This window comes from Alloacidobacterium sp., assembly GCF_035631355.1.
Taxonomy (GTDB): domain Bacteria; phylum Acidobacteriota; class Terriglobia; order Terriglobales; family Acidobacteriaceae; genus Alloacidobacterium.
Genome location: NZ_DASQIX010000097.1, coordinates 1 through 25494, shown reverse-complemented (window position 1 = coordinate 25494; position 25494 = coordinate 1). Strand labels below are relative to the sequence as shown.

The following is a 25494-nucleotide window of genomic DNA, read 5'->3' as shown; positions in this document are numbered from 1 at the left end:
ACACTCGCGCCATGGGCCGAGGTTTTTTTCTCACCTTTGAAGGGCTGGATGGGGCTGGCAAGACTACGCAGATGAAGAAGCTGGCTGCATGGCTTGAAGCGGGCGGCCACGCCATCACCGTCACGCGGCAACCAGGTGGTACGGCTATCGGCGACCGAATCCGTCAGCTGCTGCTCGATTCGCGCACGGACAATCTGGCCGCTCGAACGGAGCTTGGCTTGATGTTTTCCGACCGAGCCCAGGCGATTGCCGAAGTCATCTCCCCGTCTCTGCAAGCGGGCCGCGTGGTTTTGTGCGACCGTTATACGGATTCGACAGAGGCATACCAGGGCGGAGGACGGCAGCTTGGCAGCGAAGTGGTGTTGAGGATGCATGAAGTCATGTGCGGCGGATTGCAACCTGATCTGACCATTCTGCTGTTACCCGATTTTGACGCTTCGCTCATGCGCGCCCGCAGCCGCAACGATCGGATGAAGAAGAACGGCGCAGACGAAAACCGCTTTGAGCGTGAAAACGAGGCGTTCTATCGTCGCGTATATAACAAGTACCGCGAGATTGCCGCGCGTGAACCTACGCGCGTGGTCATAATGGAGGGTGATGCGCGCATCGCGGAAATCCATCAACTCATCGTAAAAGTGGTGGAAGAGCGCCTTGGGCGCTAATTGCCTGTGGCAACTGTCTCCCAAATCGAAAATAACTATATCGTTGAGGAACGCGACGGCTACCGCTTCCCTCCCGGGCTAAGGCGCAATCTGCCGTTTTATCTCTTCAGCCGATTCTTCCGGCCAGGCAATCCCATCCGGCTCTTTGAACACCTTCAGGCCACATTCGGACGTGTCTCGTACTATCGCATCGGGCCGAGTCAGATCGTCGTGATGAATGATCCCGATCTTGTTCGCGAAGTGCTCATCGCACAGCCGCAGAACTTCATCAAGGAACGCACGCAGCGGCGCATGAAGATTCTGCTGGGTGAAGGGCTGATTACCAGCGATGGAGAGGTCCACAAACGGCAGCGGCGCATTGTTGCACCGGCTTTTCATCGCCAACGCATCCAGAACTATGCCTCGCTCATGGTCGAGCGCTCGGCAGCGATGCGCGATTCGTGGCAAGGGGGCGTCGAACTTGACGCTTCTGCGGAGATGATGCGTCTCGCACTGCAGATCGTCGCGCGTACCCTATTCAATTCCGATGTAACCAAAGACGTGCAGCGCATTAACGACGAAGTGAACGCCATCATGCGGCTGTATAACTTCCTGGTCGCACTGCCGCGAGCGGAGGCGCTGCTGCATTTGCCGATTCCCGGGCTGATGCGCTTCAAGCGCGCTCGTAAACGCCTCGACAAAGTCGTCTACCGCATGATCGACGACAGGCGCAGGTCGGGTATCGACGGTGGTGATCTGCTGTCGATGCTGCTTGCTTCCCGTGATGACGAGGCCGACCATTCGGGCATGACGGACGAGCAACTGCGTGACGAAGTGCTGACGATCTTCCTTGCCGGATACGAAACTGTCGCCAATGCGCTTGCCTGGACATGGCTGTTGCTCGGGCAGGATCCAGATGCGGAAGTGAAGCTCCATGCTGAGATTGATGCGGTGCTTGGAAGGCGGCTGCCGACGCTCGAAGATTTGCCACATCTGCGCTTTGCCGAGATGGTGCTCTCTGAATCCATGCGCCTTTATCCTCCGGCGTGGGCGATGGGCCGGCAGGCGACATGCGATGTAGAGATCGGCCCGTACAAGCTGCCCGCGGGCACATACATCTTTTTCAGCCAGTACATCATTCAACGCAATCCGGACTTCTTCCCCGATCCCTTGCGCTTCGATCCCGAACGCTTTACCCCAGAGCGCAAAGCAGAACGCCCGCGATTCACCTATTTCCCATTTGGTGGAGGCAGCCGCCAGTGCATCGGCGAATCGTTTGCGTGGATGGAAGCGATTCTGAGCCTGGTGACGATGGCGCAGCGCTGGCGATTGCGGCTTATTCCCGGACAGAAAATTGATGTGCAGCCGAAGATCACGCTGCGGCCGAAATATCCGATTCGCATGATGCCTGAGCTGCGCTAATCATCAAACATTGGGGGCGCCTGATCGTTCTTGCGGTAAGCCGGCATCTGTCTGCTAACCTCAAATCGTGGGTTTTCAGGATTTTCTTGGCAACGAAACAACGGTGCGCCACTTGCGCGAGAGTATCGCGCAGGGGAGGTTGCCGCATGCGCTTATCCTTGCCGGACCGCGCGGCTCAGGCAAATACGCGCTGGCACTGATGCTGGCGCAGGCAGTGAATTGCCTCAACCCAACAGAATCTGACGGATTGCCGGATTTCTGCGGGGTCTGCCGGAGCTGCGCCCGCATTGCTGAGGCCATGCCACTCGAAACCCGCGTGGATGAAGCGATTGCCGCACGCGAAGAACTGCGCGAGGTGGACAAGAAGGACACGCGCATCCTCATCCAGACGCATCCCGATGTGTTGGTCATTCCACCCGATCCGCCGCAACTGCTCATCAAGCTCGGACAGGTGCGGACTGTTATCCGCGAGATTTATCGCGTTCCTGCGGAGGCAAAACGCGCCATTTACATCTTCACCAGCACTGCCTTTATGAAGGAAGCGGCAAACTCGCTGCTGAAAGTGCTGGAGGAGCCACCGGCTCATGCGAGCATTATTCTTCTTGCGGAAAATACCGGCGAGTTGCTTCCAACAATCCGCTCCCGCGCCGGTATCGCGCGACTGGGTGCTCTGCCGCTCGACACACTGGAGCAACTGATTGCAAAACGGCGCACGGACCTTCGTCCGGCACAGCGCTCGCTGGTTGCAAGACTGGCCCAGGGTGCGGTGGGCGCGGCGCTCGGCTTCGATCTCGAACAGTATCTTGCCTACCGGCGGGATGCCCTCGTGATTCTGCATCATGCAACGCACGAGACCGATCACTCAGCGCTTTTTCGCATGACCGAAACCTATCGCGCAGGCGCGGAAGGCCAGGAGAAGACCCAAGGAATGTTGCGTGCGATGACCAGTCTTTTGGAGGATTTACTTCTCATCCAGAGCGGTCAGACTGTGCTTATGCGGAACATCGACCTGCAAGCAGAACTCACTTCGATTGCGACTTCTATTTCCTTTGACTGGATCGAACGCGTGGCTCGCGGTATCCAGGAAGTGCAGTCCAGCATGCGGCGAAATCTTATTCGCTCCCTGGCCTTAGATGCCTTTGCGGCCGGGATTGCTGCTCGCTAAGATCATGCTAACTTCCCCTAACATTCAGCACTGAACCAAGTAAACGGTTTCCTCAGCAGATCTGCGGTCACTTACGATGAAAAGGCGGTAACATCGCGCAAAAATTATTTCTTAATTGCCACTTTTGGGCTAGGATATAGGAACCTCATCAAAAACTGGGTGGCGATCGAGAAAGGCGAGCCGCTTCAAGTGTGCTCTCAGGCTGAGTCATCTCACGAGCACCGAAGAGCATCCATCTTATCAGCACAACTTTGAAAACAATATGGCAAACCCGTTTCCAATTTCCACGCCGGACCTTGGTCCTACTACAGGTACCGACGATTCTGCCAGGGACTCCACGAAACCGGCTTCCGAGGATCCACCCTCGATCGAGCCATCCTGCGTTCCTGTCGCCGGTCCGCGTAAATTAATTCGTCCGACTCTGCCTGCACGCGCCTTAGAAAACAAGAATTTCCCCCGGCGAAACGATTCACCTACTCTCGCGCACCATGAAGCGATGACTGGCACACATAATGGGCGCGAAAGCTCGCATGCAGAGGCTTTCTACTTTCAGAAACAGGCGCAGACGCAGACACCGATGGTTTTCATTCTAGAAGATGGCGAGCGCATCGAAGGATACATTGAGTGGTATGACCGCAATGTGATTAAGGTCAGGAATCACAGCCGTACGTTGATCTATAAATCCAGCATCAAATATCTTTTCAAAGCGAACGAAACAGGGCACAGCGCACAGGGCACAGAACACAGAACGGGTCTTTAGGCCCCGCACTATCCCTTACGCGCGGCCTTCATCAGGCGGTCACGCATCGCCACGCCGATTCCCGCAGACACGGGAAGCGGGCACACTATAACTGTGGCTCCAGCCTTGTCGAGAGAGCGGAGTCCCGCGAAGAGGCGCTGCGCAAGCTCCTCCGCATCGCTCCATTTGCCCCAATGGTAGATGATCGCGCCGCTTTCATTGGCCGTGGTCTCGAATGTGTCCGGTAACATCACACCTGGCCTGACTCCTTTTTGCAATGCCCGTTGCAGCGCTTCCCTCAAGGCGGCGACCTGCGCTTCTCCACTGCCGTCAATCAGAATAAGTTTTGCGCGTGGAGCATAGTGCCGCAATCCAACTCCCGGCGACGGAAGTGACGCGGGTTCGGCTGCATGCTTTTCCGGCGCCTCGCGGAAGATGCACGCATCCACGCCGGCTGCATGAATTTGCTCGATGGAGATAACGCCGGGCCGGTAGATGACACACGGTTCTTCGCAGGCATCGATGACAGTTGATTCCAAACCATGCGTTGTTTCGCCAGAGTCGAGAATCGCGTCAATGCGCCCTTCCAGATCTTCAGCCACATGCTCGGCAGTGGTGGGGCTGGTGCGGCCAAAGCGGTTGGCGCTGGGCGCGGCGATAGGCACACCTGCTTCACGAATCAGCGCGCGTGCAACGGGATGTTGCGGCATGCGCACGCCCACGCGCGGCCGGCCCGCTGTAATAGCATCAGGGATGGCACTACCTTTCGGCAGCAGCAATGTCAGCGGCCCCGGCCAGAAGGCGTCGATCAGTTTTTGGGCACTTTCCGGAATGCTCGACACGACCTGCTGCAGCATACGCGTGTCTGAAATATGGACGATCAACGGGTCCCACGACGGCCTCTCCTTCGCGGCAAAGATTTTTGCAATCGCCGCAGCATTGAGCGCGTCGGCTCCCAAGCCATAAACCGTTTCAGTCGGCAGAGCGACGGCGCCGCCGCTGCGCAAAATCTCTGCCGCGCGACTGAGCGAGGAGCGCGAGGCCTCAGAAGCGAGATCATGCGGATCGACTGTGAGTCGCAGAGTCTGCATGGGTTCATTCTAGGGCACGGGGTTAGTGTTCGCTCCGCGGCCGTTCGAATGCTACACAGACTAAATGTGTAACTTCTGTGCCCTATACTGAGTTCATGAGTGCCGTTGAAATCGAAGTGAAATTCCGCGTTATAAACGGCCCTGCGTTGGAGCGGAAGCTCGGTGTGGCCGGCTTTCGCCAGATTACGCCGCGCACTTTTGAGAAGAATGTTCTCTTCGACACGCAGGACCGGCGGTTGCGCGCGCAGCAGTCTATTCTTCGGATCCGCCAGTATGGAGAGCGCTGGGTGGTCACGCACAAATGCCTGCCGCGCGACAACGATCCGGCATCGCGGCACAAGCACCGCATCGAAACGGAAACCGAGATCGCGGATGGCGAGGCGATGTCGGTCATCTTCAGTCAACTCGGCTATACTCCGGCGTTCACCTACGAGAAGTGGCGCACAGAATACGCCGACGACGATGGTCACTGCGTAATCGACGAGACACCGATCGGCCTGTTCGCTGAACTTGAAGGCCCGGCGGACTGGATTGATGCAACCAGCCGCTGCCTCGGGCTTGATCCCAGCGAGTTGATCACACTCAGCTATGGGCGTCTTTTTGAAGAGTGGCGCGCCGCGACTGGCAGCGCAGTCACCGATCTGACATTCGCAGCCATTCCACAACGCTGAGGCACCAGCTCCGGCCGGTCCACCGGCCCTATCAGCCTCTCGGTCCGGGTCACGGTGCGATAATATGCATTTCCATTGTCGATTTCCGGCTCGAAAGACCTCTCTCATCATGCGCGACCTGCTCAAGAATCCCCGCGTTTCATTGCAACATCCAATACGCAGCTAGAAAGAAGAAGTCATGCCTGTCATCCGCTCCTGCCTGCATTGCGGACAAAAAAACCGGATCCCCGCGTCCCATTTAGCCGACAGCGGCCGCTGCGGCGCCTGCAAGATCGAGTTGCCGCCAATCGGCGAGCCTCTTGCGGCCGATGCCGCGCTCTTTGAAGATGTTCTCCAAAACGCCCGTGTCCCCGTACTTGTCGATTTCTGGGCGGACTGGTGCGGGCCGTGCCGCATGGCCGCGCCCGAGGTTGCCCGCACAGCCGCCGATCTCTCCGGACAAGCCATCGTTCTCAAGGTTGACTCGGACAAGTACCCGCAACTGGCTGCCCGCTACAACGTGCGAGGCATCCCCAACTTTATTGTGCTTAAGAATGGAAAGCTCGTTCACCAGCAGGCAGGTCTTGTCGGTCACGACCAGATGGAGGCGTGGTTACGGTCCGCCGCTTCGGCGACAATCGCCTGATTGAAATTAAATCGGCTGGTTTTGGCAGCACGGTCTGTTTCTACTGGCAATCCTCATAGCATGATTCGTCGCCTGATTTGGCTCCGCAGTGTTCGCAATGAAGAGCAATTCTGCATAAGATAGCTGCCGGGCCATCTTCCAACAGTTCGCCGATATTTATTCGCGAAAACCAATACATCGCGAATAACTCCTGTAACCATCCAAGGATTGAAAGGGGTTGTGCCATGATCCAGCAAGAGATTCACTATCGACTCACGAAAATTCTGTTCGGTCTTGTCGTCCCGTTGTGCTTCGTCACGTTGCTCGCGCGAGCTGATACTCCACAAGAACGATTGACCAAAGCCGGTCAGGCATTCCAGGAACTTGTGAACGCCTCCAACGGCATCCCCAGAAAGCTGCTGAATAAGGCCGACTGCGTTGTCGTGTTGCCCGCGGTGAAGAAGGCCGGATTCATTGTTGGCGGCCAATATGGGAAAGGTGTTATGAGCTGCCGGAGCGGTGCGACATTCAATGGCAAGTGGAGTGCGCCCGTCATGATGCAGTCCAGCGGCGGCAGTTTCGGACTCCAGGCAGGCGGAGAAGCAACGGACTTTGTCATTCTGGTCATGAATGGCGACGGCGCGCGCACAGTGCTCAAAGGGGAAGCCAAGCTGGGCGCAGATACCAGCATCGCGGCTGGTCCTGTGGGGCGCGATGCAGAAGCATCAACCAGTGAAGTCCTGAGCGCCGAGATGCTTTCCTACTCCCGCTCGAAGGGCGTATTCGGCGGTGTTTCCCTCGCTGGAACCTCATTGGGGCCGGATACGGGCGATAACGAAAAGCTCTATGGAAAGAAAATGTCAGGGCAGGAAATCTTTTCGGAAGGTGTAAAGGCGCCTGCCTCCGCTGAGGCACTGCTCTCAGAATTGCACCGGGCTTCTCCAACGAAGGTAGCAAAGTAAAACCCTGATTCAACAATTGTTGGCACGACCTCAAGGCCACCTGTCGGCAAAGAAGGTGGCTTTTTCTTTTGTTTGCAGCACAATGTGGCAATTCAGGGTTACTCAATCGGAGTATTCTCTGCACGAGCAGCTTTCGAATGCTCCTTCATCCCAGCCTCCGGAACAACCCAGACCAGTGTCACCAACCCGGTAATCACCAGCGAAAGCCAAGTGCGGTAAAACGCCATGGCAATCGCCAGCACATAAATCGCGAGACAGATACCGTGCTTCCACAGCTCCAACATATCTCTGCGCTGGAGCGATCCGGCATACCACTGCCGGCGCATTACTGACCAGCGCAACAGCAAGAATGCCATGCCAGCCGCCACCATAGTCGCATCGTAAAGCAGCGTCGAGAACGTATCGAAATTCTTCTCATCGAGATAGTCGACGACGAACGGCACGAGCGAAAGCACAAACAGGAAAATCAAATTTGCCCATAGCACGCGGTAATCCACAAATTCTGTGCGCCGGACAAGCTCATGATGGTTGATCCAGTAAATACCCACCATTAAGAAACTGAGCGCATAGACGCTCAACCTCGGGACCACTGACCACAGCCCTGCCCATCCGTTCTCATGTGGAACATGCAGTTCCAACACCATGATCGTGATAATTACGGCAATCACGCCATCGGAAAAGGCTTCCAGCCGCGCCGTGCTCATTTGTGCGTTTGTGTCAGCCACAGTGCTGCTGCCTCACGACTAACTGTTTTTGATCCAGCCGGACCCTTTTAGTATCGCGCGGGAGGACCTTCCAGGATGGGCGGCTAATGTTCCGTCCCCTTTCCGCCGATATGTAGATTTGCACAGCACATTTCCTAAAAACATAGAAAATGGAGAATCCTCATGCTCGAACTGAATTCCCAAGCCGCGACATGCTGTATCAATCGGAATAATTCTCATGTGAGCGAATGGGCGCTCGTGCACAAGGGCGAACTAGCCGGCCTTTACGATTCCTTTGAAAGCGCATGGAGCGAAGCGGCAGTCAGGTTCCGCAGGCGGCGTTGCCTGGTACGCCAGATCAGCCCTTTTCCCTTAACATTAACGATCTCCGCTGACAATCTTCAGGCCAAAAGGAGCAAGCTGCTGAGTTCTTTTCCCAAATGGACGCACTTTTTCGAGCGCTTCACAGCCAACGAAACGCCGTCCTAAGTGTAGGCAAAAGTCATGGTATCAGCGCACTTGACGCCGTCATGAATCTTTGAAGCCTTCTCTCCAGCTTTTTCGATCGCCGTTGGCTAGACGACGCCAACAGGTTCGGCTTCCGCCTCCTGCGCTGTGTCGGTCATGCGGTCTTTTTCTTTGAAGGTAAAGAAGAACAGCACCAGCACTACAGCGGAACATGCCGCGGACACAAGCCAGATGGAGCGCCAGGCGTGGGTGATTGCACCGTTTGCCGCAGCATGCGTGTACAAGTCGACGACGTAGCCTGAGAGCCATGAGCCAACCAGCATTCCCGCTCCGTAGGTGATGAGCGTGATCATGCCCTGCGCGGCGGCGCGCAGCGCGATGGGGGACTTGCGGTCAACATAGATCTGTCCGGTGACAAAGAAGAAGTCATAGCAGATGCCGTGCAGGAGGATACCGAGCCAGAGCATCCACATGGCGCTGCCACTGTTGCCATAGGCAAACAGCACATAGCGCAAGGCCCAGGCGGACATGCCGGCGATGAGCATGTATTTCACGCCGAGCCGCCGGAAAAACCAGGGGATGAGCAGCATACAGATCAACTCAGACATCTGGCCGCCGGTCATTTTTCCCGCAGCGTTTCTTACGCCGGCTTCATTGAGATAGAGGTTCGTGAAGGCGTAATAAAACTGCAGGGGGATGCAAATCAGGAACGATGCAAACGCGAAGATGGTGAAGCTGGGCTCAAGGAAAAGCCTCCGCACTTCAACCGGGAAGAGGTCCTGGACGCGGAAGCGGACGGACTTCATCAGCGGCGGCGTGTGCGGGAGCGTGAGGCAGTACAGCGCCATGAGAAACGACGCGGCTGCCGCGATGCGCATGGGGATGGCGGTGGGCTCAAGCCGCAATGTGCCGATCAGCAGGCCGGCGACGATCCAGCCGCCAGTGCCGAGAACGCGGATTGGGCCGAACTCGATTTTGGGGTCCTTCATCTGGCGAAAGGCCAGCGAGTTGGTCAGCGCGAGAGTCGGCATGTAGCAAAGCGCGTAGAGCAAAACCAGAATGTAGACGGGGCCGAACGATATGCGCAGCGAAGCCGCAAGCAGGAGCGCTCCGCCGAGCAAGTGGACGCCGGCAAGCACTTCCTGCGTGGCGAAAAGGCGATCGGCGATGATGCCGACGAGAAATGGCGAGACGATGGCGCCGACGGCGGTAGTGCCGGCGACAAGTCCAATCTGAGCGCCGGAAAAGCGCAAGGACTCACCCAGCCAGGTTCCCAGGGTCACATACCATGCGCTCCAGATGAAGTACTCCAGAAACATCATCGACGCGAGCCGCGCCTTCATCAGTTTTTTCATTTAGAAATCAGCCTACCTTATGCAGGCAATACCAGGCCAGAATGTCGGCGAATTATCGCCTCATCAGTGTCGCCGCCAACCGGGTAGCGGAATCTAGCTCGGCAAGTGGCACGAATTCGCGGTTGCTGTGGGCGGAGCGCATGTCGCCGGGTCCTATGACGACGACTTCGTTTGCGATTGCGGAAAGCAGGCTTGCTTCCGAGGCGAACGGTATCGACGTGGAGAGCAGGCCGGTGATGTCTTTGATTGTGGAAACGAGTTGCGAGTCTTCCAGCGTTTCAAAACCCGGCTGGTTGCGGACGGCAGTTATTCGGTAATCGAATCTGGGGTCAGCGTTTTTCATGCGTTCGACGATGCGATGCAGACGGTCGAGAACCTTGTCGGGAGGCTGGCCGGGAATGGGCCGCCACTCGACCATGAACTCGCATTGGCCGGGGATGATGTTCTTAGCTGTGCCCCCGTGAATGGTTCCGATGTTGATGGTGGTGAAGGCTGGGTCGAAGAAATTGTGCTGTTCCTGCGACAACTCATTGCTGAATTCTTCGATTACGGAAATCATGCGCGCGGCAGCGTAGATTGCTGAGGCTCCACTGCTGGGGAGCGCGCTGTGCGCTTCTTTTCCATGGATGGTAATGCTCGCCAGGCAATAGCCTTTGCCTGCGCGGGCAACGCGGAGAGAAGTAGGCTCGCCGATGACGGCGCGTCTGGGCTTGATTGCATGGGCTGCCAAGAGATGAGCGGTGCCAATACAGCCGATTTCTTCGTCGGAGGTAAGAACGATTCGCAGGCCATCCGCTATGTTCACAGGCGTGATTTGTTCAGCGGCCGCGAGCAGGCAAGCAAGGAAGCCTTTGACATCGCAGGCTCCGCAGCCGTGCAGGTTTCCATCTTTGATAAACGGATCGAGCGCCCTGGGCCATTCTGCGGAATACGGAACGGTATCGGTGTGACAGAAGAACGCGAGATCCACGTCGCGCGCGGCAGAGTCCTGAGTTGGCGGCGCTGCAATGAGATTGATCTTCTCCTCGGCCGATGGGTCGTGGTATGCGATACGTCTCGTGCTCCATCCTTTCGATTGCAGAGACCTTTCGGCGTATTCAATGACAGTTCGATTGGATTGGGACGAGACTGATGGGATGCGCACCAACTCTAGCAGATGATCTGCGGCTGTCTTCACGGTTGCTGTCCTCTTCGCGGGGCGCTTCCCCAGACTTTGCGGTACACCTCTTTGTAACGCGCTACGATTTCATCTTCCAGTTCGTGCCTGCCATCGCGAATGATGAGTCTGCCGTTTACGGCAACGTCGCAGATGGCCGATGACGGAAGCCCGAAGATAAGTATCGGGAGAAGATTTTCAGGAGAATTGCCGGCGATTGATGGATGGTCGAGGTCGACTGTGAAGAAATCGGCGTATGTGTTGTTCGTTAATTCGCCTGCGGTTACGCCCAGCGACCGCGCACCGTTTATAGTCGCAGAGTTGAAAAGACGCTGCGCGAGCGGCTGACCGTCGATCTGGTCGAGCACGGCGCGCTCCTGATGACTGAGACGCAGGTGATAGTCCAGTTGACGCGCGTCTTCGAGTGGATCGATCTGCGCCTGGCTGTCGCTGCCTAAAGCAATGGGAACGCCCGCCCGCATCACCTTGTCGGCGGAAAGAATTCCATCTCCGAGATTGCGCTCCGTCGTTGGGCAGGCGCAGATGACCGCGCCAGCATCAGCCATCATATGAATTTCTTCATCAGTAGTGTGGGTTGCGTGCACGGCGGTAAGCGCGCTGGTCAGCAGCTTTTCTTTGGCCAGAAGTGTAATCGGAGTGCTGCCATATTCAGCCTGACAAGCTTTATTCTCCGCGACCTGCTCGGATATGTGCATGTGCACCGGGAGGTGTTTTGCATTGGCCCTGGCGAAGATTTCCCGCATATCATTGAGCGGAACTGCGCGAATGCTGTGCGGGGCGACACCGATCTGAACGTAGTTCTCTTCTCCTTGATAAGCAGCGACGAGCGCTTCGGTGTTGGCGAGAAAATTCTTCCTGTTCTCAAAGAAACGAATCTGGCCGGGATCTGGAGGGACTTCATAACCGGAGCGGAAATAGGCGGACCGCAGCAGCGCGATTCGTATACCCACCGACTGGGCTGCTGCGATGACCTGCTTGCCTAACAGATTGGGGTCGTCGTAAGGCTGTCCGCCGGGAGCATTATGCAGGTAGTGGAACTCGCCTACGGTCGTGATTCCGGCATGGGCCATTTCGAGGAAGGCCATGCGTGCCACATCGTAGACATCCTGCGGAGTGAGTTGGGCGGCGGCGTGGTACATGGTCCCTCGCCACGACCAGAAGTCTTTTCCGCTGGTCGCGCGTGATTCTGACTTGCCGCGGATGAGGCGCTGGAATGCGTGCGAATGCACATTGACAAATCCCGGCAGCAAGGCGCGTCGAGGGAAAAACACGCTTTGTGCCGAGGACGCTTGCGCTTCCGCTACTGCGCTGATGCGGCCTGAATCATCGGCAAGCACACCCGCATTGGTGTTGAACCTGCCATTGAGATAAAGAGACTCAGGCTCGTAGAAGGTGCTCACGCTGTTTCCTCAAACGACATGCTGTATCAGAATACAGAATTGCTGAAGACGACTGCCTGCGTTACTGATATGTGAGGACCGTTGACACCTCCTCTGAAACCAGCGCGCGTCCGCCCGCGCCAACCCAAGTGCGCGTCCATTGCCGCGCAACGATGCGCAGCATGATGAGGACGAGCAGAGCCAGGCTCGCATAGATGATGAAGCCTGTTGTATATGAACCGGAATGCTGTTTGGACTGTCCGAGCAGGTTGGGAAGGATGGAGCCGCCGAGCGCACCTATCTCTCCGACCATACTGCCCGCTACGGCGGTGGTTGCAGGCCAGCGCATCGGCACAAGCTGGAATGTTGCGCCGTTGCCTGCGCCGAGTGCGGCAAAGCAGAGCATGAAAAGCAGGGTAGTCGCAGCGAGCGCAGGCGAGGTCATGAGGCCGCACAGTCCGGCAAGTGCGATGAGAAATACAACGCTGAGCGTGGTGATGCCGCCAAAGCGGTCGGCAAGCCATCCGCCGAGTACGCGCGTGGCGCTGCCGGTAAGGGTCGCGAGAACGGTCAGACTTCCGGCCTCAATCTTTGAGACATGAAACTGTTTGAAGTAGAACGACGGCAGGAAGGTAGCAAGACCAAGGAATCCGCCGAAGGTGATGATGTAGATGAAATTGAAGGCCCAACCGTCTTTTTGCCAAAGACAGCTCAAATGCTCAGCAAGACTTTGGTGCTCCATATCGGGCGGTTCCTGCGCGAGGAATATCATTACGCACAGCGGCAGAAGCATGAAGAGAGCCGCGAATCCGTAGACATGCTGCCATCCGAAATGCTGTGCGAGCCGAGGAGCAAGGAGCGCGGCGACAGCGGTCCCGCTGTTCCCTGCTCCGGCAATGCCCATAGCGAGCCCCTTGTATCGCGTGGGAAACCAGCCTGCGCCAAGTGACAGCGCGACCCCAAAGCTGGCCCCGGCAATGCCAAGCAGCACGCCCATGGCGAGCACATCGTGGTAATTCTTTACAAAGAGAAAACCATAGAGCAGCGCGAGCACGATGGCCGACAGCTCGACGATGGCGGCTTTTTTTCTGCCAATGTATTGCGCGAGCACGCCGAGCGGGAAGCGCATGAAAGCTCCGGCGAGCGTGGGGATCGAGACCATGAGGCCGATCTGGCCTTGCGTGAGATGAAATTGCTCTGAGATGAACGGCCCCATTGCGCCGTTCAGAACCCAGACAGCGAAACTGAAATCGAAGTACAAAAATGCCGCGAAGAGAGTTGGCATATGCCCCGACTGTCGAAATGCCTTGTAACTTGCCATCTTTCGTCTCCAGAATTTGTGTTGTGATTCAGGATGCAAAGGCAGGAACATCGGGGTTCTCTGTTTTCCGGCGGCGTGGCCGGGATTACGACTTCTGACTTCTTAATTCAGCAGCGAACGCTCCACGCGCACGGCGCATTGCTTGAAATTTGGCTCACGCGAGATGGGGTCGTATGCCCCGAGTGTGACCAGATTTGAATTTGATTCGGCAAAGTGAAACGGCATGAACACCTGACCCGGCGCAACAATGCCGGTGATGCGCAACTCGACATTTTTCACGCTGCTGCGGCGCGAAAAGATGGTGACGCGATCATGCGGCTTCAACCGAAGCAGCGCCGCGTCGGCGGGATTCATCTCCAGCCACGCATTCGGAACCATATTGTCGAGCAATGCGACCTGCGCAGTTTTGGTGCGCGTGTGCCAGTGCTCTACGGTGCGGCCTGTGTTTAGTATGAAGGGATATTCGTCATTGGGCTGCTCGATGATTGGTTCGCAAGGAACGGCATAAAGACGTGCCTTTCCGTCCGGATGCTCGAAAACTCCGTCCTGGTAGAGGCGCAGGCCGCCCCATTGCATGCCGCCACATTCTTCAAGCTCCGGCCATGTGAAATTGCTGTAGTCGCAAAGACGACCGCGAGAGACAAGCTGCCATTCCTTGAATGCGTCTTCGGGTGTTAACCAGCCGGGGTAAAGTTCTTCGCGCACGCCGAGGCGGTCGGCGATATCAAGGAAGATATCGAAATCTGGGCGCGCTTCTCCCGGAGGCGCGACGACGCGGTTGACTTTGCTGACGCGGCGCTCCGAGTTGGTGAAGGTGCCCTCTTTTTCTCCCCAGATGGCTGCGGGAAGTACGAGATCAGCGAATTCGGTGGTGGGCGTAGGGTGGAAGCCGTCCTGCACGACAAGAAAATCGAGGCTGCGCAGGGCCTGTTCGAGTAAGGAATAATTGGGGAACGATACGACTGGATTAGTGGCGATAACCCAGAGCGCTTTGATTTTGCCGGTGACAGCGGCTTCGATGATGTCAGGGTAAGCGAGGCCGCGCGCAGTGGGAATGCGGTCAACATCAATGCCCCAAAGCTGCGCGAGTTCGTCGCGGTCTTCGGTTCTTTCAAACTTGCGATAACCCGGAAGGCTGGAAGTAAAACCGCTCTCCCGTGTGCCCATGGCGTTGCACTGGCCTGTGATCGAGAAAGGGGAAGCGCCAATGCGGCCAATGTTTCCGGTAATGATCGCTAGATTGTTAATGGCAGCGACGGTAACTGCGCCCTGCGTTGAGTGATTCACGCCCATCGTCCAGCCGATGAAGGCGGCTTTCGCGCGCCCATAAAGCAGCGCTACGCGGGTGAGGGTTTCAACGCTTAGCCCGGTGATCGTGGCCACTCGATCTGGCGTGTATTCAGAGACGAAGGCGGCGAACTCGTCGTATCCGGTTGCGTGCTGCGCTATGTAAGTGCTGTCGATCAGTCCTTCGCGGATGAGGATGTGCGCGATGCCGTTGAGCAGCGTGATGTCGCTGCGCGGCTTGATAGGCAGATGCAGGTCGGCCATCATAGCGGTCTTGGTTACGCGTGGATCTACGACAATGAGCGTGCGGTTTGTGTTGCGTTCGAGACGCTGGCACAGGATAGGGTGATTGTCGGCGATGTTCGCGCCGATGAGCAGGATGACGTCGGCGTGTTCGAGGTCGGCGTAAGCGCCGGGAGGTCCGTCACTGCCGAACGACAACTTGTAGCCACTGACTGCGCTGGCCATGCAGAGCGTGGTGTTGCCGTCGTAGTTGCGCGTGCGGAAGCCAAGCTGCACCAGCTTGCCCAGCGTGTAGAACTCTTCGGTGACAAGCTGTCCGGTGCTGATAACGCCGAGCGCGTCGTTTCCATGCTTTCGCTGGATCGCACCGATTCTGGCGATCATGGCGTTCAAGGCTTCGTCCCAAGAGACAGGCGTGAGCACGCTGTTCTTTCGCAGCAGCGGCGTTTTGGCCCGTCCCGGCGCAGTGAGGATGTGGTGCTCGCTCAGCCCCTTGGGGCACAGTTTGCCGCGATTCACAGGATGATGCGGATTGCCGCGCACGGTGACGGCTTTACCTTTTCTGACGCCGACCAACATGCCGCAGCCGACAGAGCAGTAACCACAGGTGGTCTTGACCCAGGAGTCGGCGATTCGTGAGGAGGAGATCAGACCGACCTCCGCATCATATCCATAGGAGTATTTTCCGCGCTGCGTATCGATGCCGAGAGCGCGGCGAATGCGGCTTGCGATTTTCATCGCTCGCCTCCCTGCACAAACGTCAACGCCATATTTAGGGGAACGACAGAGACAAAGAAGAGATAGCGCGCCAGCAGAACTCCTGCGAAAGCCGCGATAAAGGCCACGGCAAATTGTCCGTTAAGGGCAAATACGGCCGATGCCGCGACCAGAGCCAAGGACGCGATGAACAGGACCTGCAGTCTGGGTGTACCAAGCAGTGAGGCCGTCGCGCGTTTCTCAAACAGCTCGGATTGCTTTAGGCGCAGCAGGCGCAATACCTGATTTGCGAACCAGAGAAGATCGGCGCATACGACCGGCCACGCTGGAAAACTTGCGGTCGGGAGAGATAGATGTCGCAGATGAGGAAGCGCATTCATTGAGGAAGCAGCTTTGCTCAGGAGAGGCGCGCAGGTGAAGCCAACGACAGCTGCGCTCAACAGAAAGTCGAGCGGCGTATGCGACATATTCCAGGCGGGGCGAGCGCGGACCAGGTAGATCATGGCGCTGGCGAGAACGCCTGTGACGCCAAGTACGGCGGCAAGCCACCCGGCAGCATCGAGTAAGGGTATCGGCAGGGAAACAAGCTTGAGCGCGCGCAGCCAGGACGCAGCAGTGGCCAGCGCGAGCGCTACAAGGAAGAGTCCAAAGGAAAGCACTTCGCGGCTGAGCCATGAACGACGCCACATTTTGAGGGCGCGCCATGCGTAAGCGGGTCGGCCTAAATGGAAGACGGAGATGTTGAGGGTCAAACCGGTGGCGATCAACAACAACGTAAGCACGAGAGCATTGGCTGCGCGATTGGCGAGCGAGGCTGCGAGCGATCCGGCGGCGGCCTGAATGAATGCTGTCATCAGAACAAGCGAGAGATGTGCGTGCTCGGGGCGGATGCGGTCCATGTCGACGCGTTCGAGCGCGGAGACTGAGTTCTCGGGCAGCGTGATGCGCGTGGTGGAGATAGTCTGACCGGCAGCGGGCATGCCCGGCGATTCAGCGGCGGAGTAGTCGGCACGCCACTCATCCACGTTGACGATCTCGATTGCGATAGCTCCGTCGGGACAGGCATTGACACATGCCGGTTCAAGACCGTCACCCAACCTGCCGTGGCACATGTCGCACTTTCCCACGATGCCGCGTTCGGGATTGAACTGGGGCACGCTGTAGGGGCAGTTCCAGACGCAATACTGGCACCCAATACAGGCTTCGGTAGAATGCAGCACGATTCCGGTGATCGGGTCTTTTGTGTAGGCGTTGACTGGGCAGCCGCGCAGGCAATCGGGATCGAGGCAATGGTTGCAGCCCATGGAGAGATAGTGGCGGCGCGTGTCTGGGTAAACGCCGCCTTCGATTTCTCCGATGCGGCGCCAGTGAAGGTCAGCAGGGTTGCCGTTCTGCTCATTGCAGGCAACCTCGCAAGAGCGGCAGCCGATGCACTTCGTCATATCGAAGTGGAAGCGGTACTGCTCGCCGCGACGGAGCGGGCGGTCGGGGATCAGCGCAGACGCGGTTTCGATCTCGTCGAGTGGATCGACGGTGACACGCACGAGCCCGTCGCCGACACCAATGCGCTCATGTAGTGGTAAAGACACTCCAGGCTTCCTCTCTGTTGTTTTTTTGTGCTGCGGTCCCGGTTTTACTCAGTAAACGTCGCGGTGGTAACGGTGCTCGTCCTTCAGATGGCGGACGTATTCTTTGGCGTCATCATGACTCATGCCGCCTTGTTTTTCGACAATCGCGTGCAGAGTTGTATCGACATCTTTTGCCATGCGCGATGCGTCGCCGCAGACGTAGATGCCTGCGCCGTCCCGCAGCCATGACCAGAACTGCGGCGCTTGTTCGAGCATTCTGTCCTGCACATAGACTTTGTGTTCCTGGTCGCGGGAGAAAGCGGTGTCGAGGCGCGTAAGATGGCCGTCTGCGATCATTCCTTCGAATTCTTCGCGGTACAGAAAATCATTCGCGGAATTGCGCTCGCCGAAAAAAAGCCAGTTACGCCCTTTAGCGCCAGTGGCACGGCGCTCATGCAGGAAAGCGCGGAAGGGAGCAATGCCTGTGCCGGGACCGATCATGATGACCGGAGCGTTCGGGTCTACGGGGAGGCGAAATTTTTTGTTCGGTTGAATGTAGATCGGCAGACGCTCGCCGACGGGTGTGCGGTCGGCAACCAGCGTGGAGCATACGCCGCCGCGTTCGCGGTTGAGCGAGCGGTAACGCACGATGGCTATGGTTGTGTGGACTTCGCCCATGTGCGTCGATGGACTGGAAGAGATGGAGTAGAGCCGCGGCGCCAGCTTCGGCAGCATGGCAGCAAGATCGGTGGCAGTGTGGATGACGCCGGGGCACTCTTCGAGTAGATCGATGAGGCCGCGCTCATACACATATTTCTCAAGATGCGCGTGCTGCTCTGGAGCAAGCAGACCGAGGAGCGTTTTGCACTTGCCGGCTGTGGCGTAACGCTCGATCATCTTCCGGCTCAGCTTTGTGATGACGAGGTGATGACGGAGGGCGTCCTCGATGAACAGCTTGCCTGTCTTCGGAATCTCAACCTGTTCCTGGCCGCTGAACTTGAGCGCGCGCAGAATGTCTTCCACCAACACGGGATCATTGTGTGGAACGATGCCGCAGGCGTCTCCAGCTTCGTATCTGATTCCGGAGTCGGCAATGGACCAGGTGAGATGAAGCGTCACCTTGGTTGATGCGCTCCCGGTCAGAGAGCGCTTCTCGATCAGGGGCGCGAAGAATGGGTTGTCGCGCGATGGTGTTGCAGATGGAGTTGTTGCGGCGTTCGGAGACGAAGTGATGTTCTCGACGACAACCGTCGCAGAGACTGAAGCAGCCGGTTCCGGTTTTTCGGTTCGAGGCGTATTGCTCTCGGACGCGATGGCTTCCAGGCGCTTGAACAGCCCTTCTTTCCAATGTGCAAACGGGGCATCGACGTCTACATCACATTCCATTCGCTCGCAGATGCGACTGCCTCCCAGTGAGATGAGCTTGTTGTCGAGATCGATGCCGAACTTGCAGAAGGTTTCGTAATGGCGGTCACCGAGGGCGAAGACCGCGTACTGAAGGTTTTCGTAACGCGGAAAATGTTCGACGCAGACCTGCTCGTAGAAGGGCTGCACGGCGTCGGGCGCATCTCCCTGACCATAAGTGCTTGCGATGAAGATGGCGTAGCGCTCATCGGCGAGTGCGGCGGAGGTATAAGCCTCGAGCGAGATAGAGGACGCGCTATAACCCTTAGTTTTAAGCTCTTTTGTCAGCTTGCGCGCGAGTCCTTCGGCAGTTCCGGTCTGCGAGGCGTAAAAGACGGCAATCTTCAGCGGCTCAGTTTTTGCGACAACAGCAGGAGCCGGCGCGCTCGAAAAAACTCCGGCGAGAAAGCCGTTCAGCCATGCGCGTTGTTCTTTTGAGAACGGCGCATCATTAGGAACAAATGGGACCATCGACGGCATTTCTATTAACTCACTTTCTCTGCGCAAAATGATTTGAGTGACGCGATGTCATGCCTACGGCTGAATGAGAGGAATGACTCCGCGGGTGCGCGGAATTTTATATACGCGGAGAAGAGCCGCTCCATGACTGGGGGCAGGTCGGCGAACTTGATGGAGGAAATCAGCTCTCGCGCCAGACCTTGGTCTTTATCTGATCCGCCACCGATAACAACCTGATAGCCTTCCTCGCCTTCAACTTTCGTGCCGAGCAGGCCGATGTCTCCGATGTAGTGCTGCGCACAGGAATGCGGACATCCAGTAACGTGCAGATTGATCGGCTGCATGATGGCGAAGCGCTCATCCAGCATCGTGGCCAGCTCGACAGCGTGTTTTTTGGTGTCAGTTGAAGCATAACGGCAACCTTTACTGCCGGTACAAGCCACAGTACTGGACATGACTGTGCCGGCGGTGGTTTTCAAGCCAACGGCCAACAGAGACTCTGTGACCGCTTCGATGTTTTCCGAGGCGACATTGGGAATGATGAGGTTCTGCCATACGGTGAGGCGCAACTCGCTTGTGCCGAAGCGGTCGGCTATGTCGGCAAGCGCGATCATCTGGCTCACCGGCAGGCGGCCAACGGGCACGGCGACGCCGATGTAGTGGAGGTCCTGCTGTTTCTGCAGATGAACGCCGATATGCCCGGCGCGGTCAATAGATTTGCGCGGCTCGCATTTCGCTTCAGGAAAGCGGAGGAGGGGAAACGCCAGTCGTTTCTCTGTTTCTTCGACGAACTTCGCGACGCCCCAGCGATCAACCAGATACTTCAGCCGGGCCTTTTTGCGATCAGTGCGATCACCGTTTTCAACGTAGACGCGCATCATTGCGGCAGCTACAGCAACTGTCTGGCTGGGATTGAGCAGCAGTCCGCAGTCCGTTGCGAATTGCTTATGCCCGGTGATGCCGCAGAGCAGCACGCGGAAATACACGCCAGCGGGGATGTCGTGTCCCTCGCCGACCCGAACGGCGATGAAGCCGATGTCGTTCGTGTCGATAAGCGCGCTGATTGAGCCACCGTTGTCGAACGCGATGTTGAATTTGCGCGGCAGGCCGTAGAGATCGCGCGAATTGAGGATATAGTTGTGCATCGCCTCGGCGAGCGGAGATACGTCGCAAAGCTCGTCAGGATCGATTCCCGAAAGCGGCGATGCGGTGACGTTGCGGATGTTGTCCGCACCTGAACCGCGGGAGGTCATGCCAATTTTTTGCAGCTTCGTCAGTACGCGAACGATGTCCTTCGGCTGGAACTCGCGAATTTGCAAGTTGCCGCGGGTGGTGATGTCGGCGCGTCCGGAACCCCAGTCAGACGCTATCTGCGCCAGGCCGCGCATCTGCTGCGAAGTGAGGATGCAGCCTGGCACGCGCAGGCGCAGCATGAAGGAGTCCTGCGCAGGCGCGACATAGAAGAGTCCGTGGAACTTGAAGCGGAAGATGTCTTCGGCAGCTGGCGCGCGATTTTCATTCGCATGAGCCAGCAGTTTGTCCCAGATGTCCAGCGGGTTCTCTTCGTGTTTCCAGCGCTCTTCCTTGCACAGGTCAGAGACGGGCGTTCCGAAGACGATTTCCTCCGGCGTTTCTGCGGCCTGGTTAGATACACCGGCTGCCGGATCAGACGTAATCAGCCCGGAGGTGGTGTGTCCCACATAGGGAAATGTTCCGCGCTGTGCCACGCCTGAGAAGAAGCCCTGAAGATAGTGCTTCTGCTCTTCGCTGAAGTCGACCGTGTTAGTAAACACCTCGGTTGCCATGACAGTGGGTCCTTTTATGCCGCTACGAAAGCGAGCACGTCGCGCGTCTTTGTTAGCGCGCACGAATGCGTGAGTGCTGAATCAAACGCCGCAAGCTGCGGCTGATTTCAAGCTCTTCGCGGAGCGTGACGGATGTTAAGGAGTTTTCTGCCATGACACGGCGTGGTGTCATGATGGCCGGCTGCAGATGCACTACCGGTTGAAGTGATCATAATGCTGATCCGCCGCACCCGCAAGACGTAAATGCACGCGGAGGCCCGAATACGCACATGATTTATAGCGCGCATAAACAAAATCAATTGTGACAGTCAGACAGGTTGATTCATGCCAAGATAGAAGCAGAGACATCCCCGAACAGCCAGGCGGTAAATCGTGGTTCCGGCGCATTTATCTTGCGTAGGCGAACTACCTTCTTTGTAACGCAAGATCAACCTTGGAGGACAACGGTGGCGCACGCTAGCTTCAACGGGTTGCGGGTCCTGTCGCTTGAGTCTCGCCGCGCGATGGAAGTGGCCAAGCTGATTCGCACCTACGACGGCGAGCCGCTGGTTGTGCCCGCGATGCGCGAAGTGCCGGCCTCATCGAACAGGCAGGTCTTTGAATTTGCAGAGTGCCTGATGCGCTCGGATTTCGACCTGGTTGTCTTTCTTACCGGCGTAGGCGTGCGAGCACTGCTGAACATCGTTGAAACAAAATATGATCGCGAAGCGTTTCTCGCCGCATTGCGCTCGGTGAAGGTGGCTTGTCGCGGACCCAAGCCGTCGAGCGTTCTAAAAGAGTTGAAGGTTCCGATTACGGTCTCGGCGCCTGAGCCTTGCACCTGGCGCGAGATGCTCTCGTGTCTTGACTCTGAGTTTGGGAAATCCCTGAAGCAACTGCGCGTGGCCGTGCAGGAATATGGTGCTTCCAACCCGGAGCTGCTCTCGGCCCTCACTGAAAAAAGCAGGCAGGTCACAAAGGTACCGGTCTATCAATGGGCGCTGCCGGATGATCTGCAGCCATTGCGCGAATGCGTTCTGGGAATTGCAAATGGCAGCATCGATGTTGCGCTCTTTCTTACCGCTGTGCAGGTAATCCATTTGTTTCTGGTAGCGGAACAGATGGGCCAGGTTGAGGAATTGCGCCGTGGACTTGAGTCTGTGGCCGTGCTCTCCATTGGCCCCACCACCACGGAAGAACTGCGTCATTACGGCATTACGCCGGACTTTGAGCCGTCGCACCCGAAGATGGGCTTTCTGGTCAACGAAGCGGCACAGTACGCGGGCAGCCTGCTTGAGGCAAAGCGCGGCAGGAAAACGCCGGGTCCCGTTGCCATAGAGAAGACATCGGTCATGCGGGCCGCACCGTCTACGCCGGCGATGGCTGGATTCCGCAGCGGTCTGGCCGCCTTCGATTTTCTGCATGAAATCAGCAGCCGAATTGCGGCGGCGGATGCTTTTCACGCAGTGCTCGACCGTATCGTCGAGTTTGTCTCGACCGTCATTCCTTGCGATTCGTGTTTCGTCTATGTACTGGAACAGGACAAGCTCGTGATGCGCGCATCGAAGAATCCACACGCCGATGTGGTTGACCATCTGGGTGTGAAGCTCGGGCAGGGCATTACCGGATGGGTGGCGAAGCATCGCGAGCCGGTTGCCATTGCCTCCAACGCCGCAAATGATCCGCGTTTTCAGGTTTTCCGCAACCTGCCCGAAGACCACTTCGAGGCGATCCTGTGTGTGCCCATTCTCTGCGCGAGCAAAGTAGTGGGCGTTTTCACGCTGCAGCACCGCGATGCTTACCAGCACTCGCAGCAGGAGGTGCGGTTGCTCTCTATGATCGGCTACCTGGTTGGCGCGGAGATCGAGCGCGCCCGGCTAGAAGACGAAAATGTTGAGCTTTCCGACCGCTTGGAAACGCGCATCAGCGTTGACCGGGCGAAGGGAATCCTGCAACGCGATCTTGGCACCAACGAGGCCGAAGCTTACCGGATGATGCAACGCGAAAGCCGCCAGAGACGCAAATCGATGCGCGAGATCGCCGAAGCCATTCTGCTCAGCGACGAGCTGAAGACAATGCGTTCGATTGCTCCTGAAAGGCTGCAAAAAAACTAATCCATCCTGCAGTTTCTCCTTTCGTTTTTTGAGCCGCCTGTACTTGCTAATCGCCTCGCAAGATATATTGGTCATGGTGTTTGAGGAGAAATGACTCAATGAAGAAGATTGGAATGGGGCTGGTTGGGCCGGGGTTTGTGGGCGCGCACCATGTTGATGCGGTCAGGCGATTGGGCGACGTGGATGTGGTGGCCATTGCGGGTTCATCGCAGAAGTCTGCGGACCAAAAGGCGCGCGAATACAAGGTGGACCGCGCTTATGGCGATTTTCACGCGCTGATTGCTGACCCTGACATACAGGTGATCCACAATACGACGCCGAACAATTTGCACTTCCCTGTCGTCATGGCGGCACTGGCGGCGGGCAAGCATGTGATCTCCGACAAGCCGCTTGCGCCCAGCGCGGACGAAGCACGGCAGATGTATGAGGCGGCACTGGCGGCGAAGGTCGGGCATGTTGTGACATTCAACTATCGCGGGAATTCGCTGGTACAGCAGGCGCGGCAGATGATCGCAAAGGGCGAGCTGGGAGATGTGAGCTTTGTTCATGGCTCTTACCTGCAGGACTGGATGACGGACCCGAATGTTTACTCCTGGCGGTCCGATCCGGCGAAGGGCGGCGTGAGCTCGGCGCTGGGCGACATTGGATCACACTGGTGCGACGTGGCGGAACATGTTTCCGGGCTGAAGATTGATTCCGTTCTTGCGGATCTCACGACCGTCATTCCAGTGCGCTACTCTTCGGGATCTTCGACGGAGGCGTTTGCGGCGCAGAGCACGGGGGAGCGTACGCCTGTAAAAGTCAGCTCGGAAGACCTGGCCAGCGTGCTTCTGCGATTCGAGAATGGCACGCGAGGCAGTTTCTCAGTCGGACAGGTGTTGCCCGGCCATAAAAACGATCTGGAGCTTGAGATTAACGGGAGAAAGCTTTCGCTGAAGTGGCGGGGTGAGGAACAGAACGAATTATGGATTGGCCACCACAACAAGCCGAATTGCATCATGGCAAAAGATCCGTCGCTTGTTGCGCCAGAAGTGCGGCCTTATGTGCATCTGCCCGGCGGGCACCAGGAGGCATGGGCTGACGCGTTCTTCAACCTGATTCGCGATGCTTATACGTGGATACGCGATGGCGCGAAGCCGGAAGCCAAACCAGCGCTTTTGCCTACGTTCGCTGACGGCTATCGCTCGACGCGGCTGGTTGCCGCGATGCTCGAAAGCAACGCGGCGGGCGGTATCTGGACCAAGGTGCAGTGAAGAATGGCCGAGGGCCTGAAACAGGCCCTCGATTTATTTTGAGGCGTCCGCGTGGAAGGTGCGGATGTAGGCGACGAGCTTTTGAATCTGGTCATTGTCCAGCCGGTTTCCAAAAGCGGGCATATTGTTTTTGCCCTTGGTAACGATCTGCACTAACGCGTCTGTGCTTTGGCCCTGGACTTCTTTGCTACGCAGGTCGGGAGCATGAAGGCGCTTCCCGAGCGTGCTACCGGCCCCGTCCTCGCCATGGCAGGCAGCGCACTTGGATTTAAACGTGCCTGCGGCATCAGTAGCGGCTGGGGTTTGCGAATAAGCGATTGATCCGGCTGTTAAAAACACGCAGGCCGCGAGCGCTGCCAGGGACAGGCTGCGAGGCATTGCAAATATCCGCGAATAATTGATCATTCCTCAATGACTCCTGTTGGTCTCTTTGATGCAGGAAACTGGTTAGACGCCGGGAACAGGCGGACATCCGGGAAAATCCGTTAAATAAGTGTTGCCGATATAGCCGAGGTACTCAATGCCAATCTTGCTGGTGAAAAATCCATCGGCGGACATGTCGCGCAGAAATGCGAAGAATTCCACTCCCTGGCTGATGCTCGGGTCTTTCACGGCATTTTTGCGGTAGGCAATCAGATCAAGAATTTCCTTCTGCTGCTGCGCATTGCTATCGAGATAGCTCTTGCCATAGCGATCCTGGCAGGTTGCATCAAGCCACATGATGCCGCCGCCCAGCTTCACCTGGTATTCAGGGTTCTCGCTGGTGAGCAGGTCGATAAATTCCGGAGCCCCTGCTTCTACAGCTCCTTTGGAATCCGCGTCCGCGGGAAAAATTGTTTCACACAGAGATTGCAGTGTCTTGTACTGCTCCGGCACAAAGTATTTTGGCGTGTATGCCCCGGTTGAGGCAGCGGCTTTTTCATCTGCAATGACGCCGTGAGCGTATTCTGCGGCTTCGAGCGGGAT

Annotated in this window: 21 protein-coding genes; 9 read left to right on the top strand and 12 right to left on the bottom strand. The window is 57.2% G+C overall.

Annotation, left to right across the window (positions count from 1 at the left end; all coding sequences use genetic code 11):
* Positions 1 to 11: 11 nt before the first annotated feature.
* From tmk to VEV40_RS17005, 4 genes are all read left to right on the top strand, one after another.
* Entirely contained in the window at positions 12 to 662 is a 651-nt protein-coding gene (gene tmk / locus VEV40_RS17020; RefSeq protein WP_324834052.1) for a dTMP kinase, read from the top strand.
* A gap of 6 nt (positions 663 to 668) precedes the next feature.
* Positions 669 to 2063, top strand: coding sequence for a cytochrome P450 (locus tag VEV40_RS17015; protein WP_324834051.1), 1395 nt, complete (start codon positions 669 to 671; stop codon positions 2061 to 2063).
* 67 nt (positions 2064 to 2130) lie between these two features.
* Positions 2131 to 3228: a DNA polymerase III subunit delta' gene (locus VEV40_RS17010; RefSeq protein WP_324834050.1), complete on the top strand. Its 1098-nt coding sequence runs from the start codon at positions 2131 to 2133 to the stop codon at positions 3226 to 3228.
* 496 nt (positions 3229 to 3724) lie between these two features.
* On the top strand, positions 3725 to 3988 hold the full coding sequence (locus VEV40_RS17005; protein ID WP_324834049.1) for an RNA chaperone Hfq: 264 nt from the start codon (positions 3725 to 3727) through the stop codon (positions 3986 to 3988).
* A gap of 8 nt (positions 3989 to 3996) precedes the next feature.
* On the opposite strand, the gene VEV40_RS17000 is transcribed toward VEV40_RS17005, so the two are convergent.
* Complete coding sequence (locus VEV40_RS17000; protein ID WP_324834047.1) at positions 3997 to 5058, bottom strand: L-threonylcarbamoyladenylate synthase; 1062 nt, start codon at positions 5056 to 5058, stop codon at positions 3997 to 3999.
* Positions 5059 to 5153: 95 nt separating this feature from the next.
* On the opposite strand from VEV40_RS17000, the gene VEV40_RS16995 reads away from it, so the two are divergent.
* From VEV40_RS16995 to VEV40_RS16985, 3 genes are all read left to right on the top strand, one after another.
* Entirely contained in the window at positions 5154 to 5729 is a 576-nt protein-coding gene (locus VEV40_RS16995) for a class IV adenylate cyclase (protein ID WP_324834045.1), read from the top strand.
* A 178-nt stretch (positions 5730 to 5907) separates the two neighbouring features.
* Entirely contained in the window at positions 5908 to 6354 is a 447-nt protein-coding gene (gene trxA, locus VEV40_RS16990; protein ID WP_324834043.1) for a thioredoxin, read from the top strand.
* A gap of 224 nt (positions 6355 to 6578) precedes the next feature.
* Entirely contained in the window at positions 6579 to 7295 is a 717-nt protein-coding gene (locus VEV40_RS16985) for a lipid-binding SYLF domain-containing protein (protein ID WP_324834041.1), read from the top strand.
* A 98-nt stretch (positions 7296 to 7393) separates the two neighbouring features.
* Here the strand turns inward: VEV40_RS16985 and VEV40_RS16980 are convergent, their stop codons facing one another.
* The 9 genes from VEV40_RS16980 to VEV40_RS16940 all read right to left on the bottom strand — a co-directional run bounded on the left by VEV40_RS16980 (position 7394) and on the right by VEV40_RS16940 (position 21182).
* The gene (locus tag VEV40_RS16980) at positions 7394 to 8020 is read right to left on the bottom strand and encodes a TMEM175 family protein (RefSeq protein WP_324834039.1); all 627 of its coding nucleotides are present in this window, start codon (positions 8018 to 8020) and stop codon (positions 7394 to 7396) included.
* A 554-nt stretch (positions 8021 to 8574) separates the two neighbouring features.
* Positions 8575 to 9822, bottom strand: coding sequence for a nucleoside permease (locus tag VEV40_RS16975; RefSeq protein WP_324834037.1), 1248 nt, complete (start codon positions 9820 to 9822; stop codon positions 8575 to 8577).
* A 52-nt stretch (positions 9823 to 9874) separates the two neighbouring features.
* Positions 9875 to 10999: an acetylornithine deacetylase gene (gene argE, locus VEV40_RS16970; protein ID WP_324834036.1), complete on the bottom strand. Its 1125-nt coding sequence runs from the start codon at positions 10997 to 10999 to the stop codon at positions 9875 to 9877.
* Complete coding sequence (locus VEV40_RS16965) at positions 10996 to 12399, bottom strand: formimidoylglutamate deiminase (protein WP_324834035.1); 1404 nt, start codon at positions 12397 to 12399, stop codon at positions 10996 to 10998. The genes argE and VEV40_RS16965 overlap by 4 nt, the downstream gene beginning before the upstream one ends.
* Before the next feature lie 61 nt (positions 12400 to 12460).
* Positions 12461 to 13699 carry an MFS transporter gene (locus VEV40_RS16960; protein ID WP_324834034.1) on the bottom strand — a complete coding sequence of 413 codons (1239 nt, stop codon included), beginning with the start codon at positions 13697 to 13699 and terminating at the stop codon, positions 12461 to 12463.
* Between the two features lie 102 nt (positions 13700 to 13801).
* On the bottom strand, positions 13802 to 15967 hold the full coding sequence (locus VEV40_RS16955; protein ID WP_324834033.1) for a nitrate reductase: 2166 nt from the start codon (positions 15965 to 15967) through the stop codon (positions 13802 to 13804).
* Complete coding sequence (locus VEV40_RS16950) at positions 15964 to 17535, bottom strand: DmsC/YnfH family molybdoenzyme membrane anchor subunit (protein WP_324834031.1); 1572 nt, start codon at positions 17533 to 17535, stop codon at positions 15964 to 15966. Before VEV40_RS16950 ends, VEV40_RS16955 begins: the two co-directional genes overlap by 4 nt.
* Before the next feature lie 48 nt (positions 17536 to 17583).
* Positions 17584 to 19398: a sulfite reductase flavoprotein subunit alpha gene (locus tag VEV40_RS16945; RefSeq protein WP_324834029.1), complete on the bottom strand. Its 1815-nt coding sequence runs from the start codon at positions 19396 to 19398 to the stop codon at positions 17584 to 17586.
* Between the two features lie 5 nt (positions 19399 to 19403).
* Entirely contained in the window at positions 19404 to 21182 is a 1779-nt protein-coding gene (locus tag VEV40_RS16940; RefSeq protein ID WP_324834027.1) for a NirA family protein, read from the bottom strand.
* A gap of 446 nt (positions 21183 to 21628) precedes the next feature.
* On the opposite strand from VEV40_RS16940, the gene VEV40_RS16935 reads away from it, so the two are divergent.
* Positions 21629 to 23275, top strand: coding sequence for a uroporphyrinogen-III synthase (locus VEV40_RS16935; RefSeq protein WP_324834026.1), 1647 nt, complete (start codon positions 21629 to 21631; stop codon positions 23273 to 23275).
* Between the two features lie 98 nt (positions 23276 to 23373).
* Complete coding sequence (locus VEV40_RS16930) at positions 23374 to 24528, top strand: Gfo/Idh/MocA family oxidoreductase (protein WP_324834024.1); 1155 nt, start codon at positions 23374 to 23376, stop codon at positions 24526 to 24528.
* 33 nt (positions 24529 to 24561) lie between these two features.
* Here VEV40_RS16930 and VEV40_RS16925 read toward each other — a convergent pair whose 3' ends face one another.
* Positions 24562 to 24906, bottom strand: a complete 345-nt coding sequence (locus VEV40_RS16925) for a cytochrome c (protein ID WP_324834022.1) — start codon at positions 24904 to 24906, stop codon at positions 24562 to 24564.
* Between the two features lie 69 nt (positions 24907 to 24975).
* Positions 24976 to 25494, bottom strand: a 519-nt coding sequence (locus VEV40_RS16920) for a gluconate 2-dehydrogenase subunit 3 family protein (RefSeq protein WP_324834020.1), incomplete at its 5' end; no start/stop codon positions are given.